The organism is Streptomyces sp. SID3343 (genome assembly GCF_009865215.1).
In the GTDB taxonomy this organism is placed as follows: domain Bacteria; phylum Actinomycetota; class Actinomycetes; order Streptomycetales; family Streptomycetaceae; genus Embleya.
In genome coordinates, this window is sequence record NZ_WWJX01001392.1 from 1 (window position 1) to 2,674 (window position 2,674).

The 2,674-nt window shown below is 75.3% G+C and carries 3 protein-coding genes; all 3 read right to left on the minus strand.

The window, feature by feature from the left end:
* Nucleotides 1–247: 247 nt before the first annotated feature.
* Nucleotides 248–892 carry a class I SAM-dependent methyltransferase gene (locus tag GT354_RS44350; protein WP_346012455.1) on the minus strand — a complete coding sequence of 215 codons (645 nt, stop codon included), beginning with the start codon at nt 890–892 and terminating at the stop codon, nt 248–250.
* Complete coding sequence (locus GT354_RS55230) at nt 889–1,848, minus strand: PIG-L family deacetylase (protein WP_346012456.1); 960 nt, start codon at nt 1,846–1,848, stop codon at nt 889–891. Before GT354_RS55230 ends, GT354_RS44350 begins: the two co-directional genes overlap by 4 nt.
* On the minus strand, nt 1,845–2,674 hold an 830-nt coding region (locus GT354_RS44360; RefSeq protein WP_161362885.1), incomplete at its 5' end, for an acyl-CoA dehydrogenase. The genes GT354_RS55230 and GT354_RS44360, both read right to left, overlap by 4 nt.

A 2,674-nucleotide genomic window follows, 5' to 3' on the forward strand; every position in this document is an offset into this window, starting at 1 on the left:
GCGGTCACGACCGTCGTCACGTGCACGCCCGACGCGGCGGCCCGGGCACTCGCCAGCGCGAGCGCTCGCAGGCAGCCCGGGAGTTCGTCCTCCTCGTCGCGGGCGGGCACCACCACGGCCACCAGCCGCACCCGACGCTCGCTCATCGGACGCCCGCTCACCGGACGGGCGTTCGCCGGATGGGCGCTTCCCGTACGGGCGCCTCCGGTACCTGCGCCTCCCGGGCGGGCGCCTCCGGTACGGGCGCTCAACGCAATCCCTCGTACGCGGCCGGCGAGAGGTCGGCGGCGGAGACCGCGCCGGTTTGCCCCCGCGTGTCGATCAGCACGTCGAGGAGGAAATCGGGTTCCCGGTGTTCGACCACGCGTACGAGGTCGGGCATCGCGCCCACCGCCTCGTGCACGTGCTCGGCCGAACCCACGTGGCCGGGCGCCGGCGGTCGCCAGTGCACCGCGACCACGGTGCCGCCCGGCGCGAGGCAGGCCCGGGCCCGAGCCAGAACCACGTCGAGCGTGGGCGGATCGAAGTAGTACAGGAACTCCGACAGCACCACGAGGTCGAACCCGGCGGGCCGGTCCGGCCACTCCTGGGGAAGTACCCGGCGTTCGACTCGCACGTGCGAAACGTCGGCGGTACGCCCGCGGGCCTCGGTGACCGCCACGTCGGAGAGGTCGCACGCCAGAAGGCGATCGCAGCGATCGGCGAGCAGGCGGGTGAGGACACCCACCGAGCACGCCGGTTCGAAGGCGTCGCGGTAGCGCGCTCGGGGCAGCGACGCGACGGTGAGTGCGTACTTGCGCCGGTCGTAGGCGCGTTCCGCGAGCCTCCACGGGTCCGCGGCGGCCCCGTACATCGCGTCGAACCCGCTTTGCGACGGGAGGGGGGCCGTCACCGGAACACCACCTCGTAGGGACGGAGGAAGTGTTCGATCTCCTCGGGAGGCAGGATCACCCGATCGTCCCGCCCCGGGGCATGCGGCCGAACCTGGGTTTCGAAGCACGCGATCGCGTCGCGTTTGCGCCGTCGCCGCTCGGGCGTCAGGTCCACCCGGACCGCGCGCTTCCACGGGACCCGGGGATCGTCGGGACGGGCCCAGTGCCACATCCACACGGGGTACTCGACGTAGCGCACGTCGGCCGACGCACACGCCGACGCCGCGGCGCGCCCCGCGGCCTCGTGGTCGCCGTGCACGTCGCCCGACCACGGAGCGGCGCACGCCCCGAAGCCGGCCACGAGCGCGGAGAGCTCGGCCACCGCGCTCGCCTCGTGCTCGGCTACTTCGGTGTCCGGCAGGCGCAGTCGCACGATCTCGGCGCCCGGCGGCGGCACCGGTCCGGTGTCCGTGCCGGACGAGCGCGGTGGCCCGCTCTGCGTGCCCGTCGGGCGCAGGCGCCCGTACTCCGGCTCCGGCGGACGCACCGGCCCGACTTCCGGGCTGAGTGGACGCACGCGCCCGACTTCCGGGCCGGACGGGCGCACTCGCCCGGCCTCGCGGCCCCGCGCGCTCGATCCCAGGACGGCCAACGCCCGTTCCGTCTCCCGGATCCGGCGTGCGCGCAGAACCGGGGGCGGGATCGGGCCGCCGGGATGGGACTTCTCGCCGTCGGTGAGCAGCACCACCCGAACTCGGTGCCCCGCGTCGAGATGCGCGGCAATCAGGCCGCCGGCGCCCAGGATTTCGTCGTCGGGGTGCGCCGCGACGACCACCAGACCGCCGGTGCGGGCGGGCCCGGCGGCCTCCAGCGGCTCGACGCGCGGCAGTTCGGTCAATCGGGGCCAGGCCCGCCACATCTCCTCGCGCGTACCGGGGGCCTGGATGGGATCGGCGGGCGCGATCTCGTGGGTCACGGCGTCGCCTCCGGGTGACGGGGCGTGGACAGGGCGGCGGCCCGCAGCGCGCCCAGGCGGGCCAGGTCGCGTTCGCCGTGATGCTGGCGGATGTACACCGTCAGGTCGGCGACCGCGCGGGCGTGACGGGCGTCGTGGCACAGCGGTCCGGCGCCGAGCGCGCGTCCGGCCCGGTCGACGACCTCGGCGCACGTGCGCTCCACGACGGCTCGGACTCGCAGCGCCCGCGTCTCCGCGGTGCCCGAGCGGTCCCGGGGATCGGCGTCGATCTCCGCGGCGGCCTGCGCGAGGAGGGTTTCGGAGACGGTCAGCGCGAGGTCGACGGCGCCGAGATGGGCCAGCCCGTGCGGGTCCAGACGGTCCTTCCCGGCGGCCTCGACGAGTGGGCGGGCGACCGCGCGGGCGCCGCCGAACCAACACGCCGCGACGCCGACTCCGCCGTGGTGGAAGCCCGGACGATCGAGGTAGGCGCCGACGCCGCCGACCGGTTCTGCCGCGAGTGCGTCGAGTTCGACGTCCAGGGTCTCGCTCGCGGCCATGCCGATCGCCGGCCACGAGTCGGGGAGCACCCGATACCCGGGAAGGCCGACGTCGATCTCGAACAGGCGTGGTCCGTCGGGGCCGTCCGCGGTCACCAGAGCGTGGGTGCACATGCGGGCGCCCGAACACCACCGACGGGTTCCGTGCAGTTGCCACCGCCCCCCGTCGAGGCGCTCCGCCGTGAGTTTGCTGCCGGGCGGCTCGGCCGCCCACACCCCCCATCGCGTGCCGGGCCGCGCGGGGGCGACGCCGCCGTTGATCTCGGCGACGATCGCGAGCGCGTCGG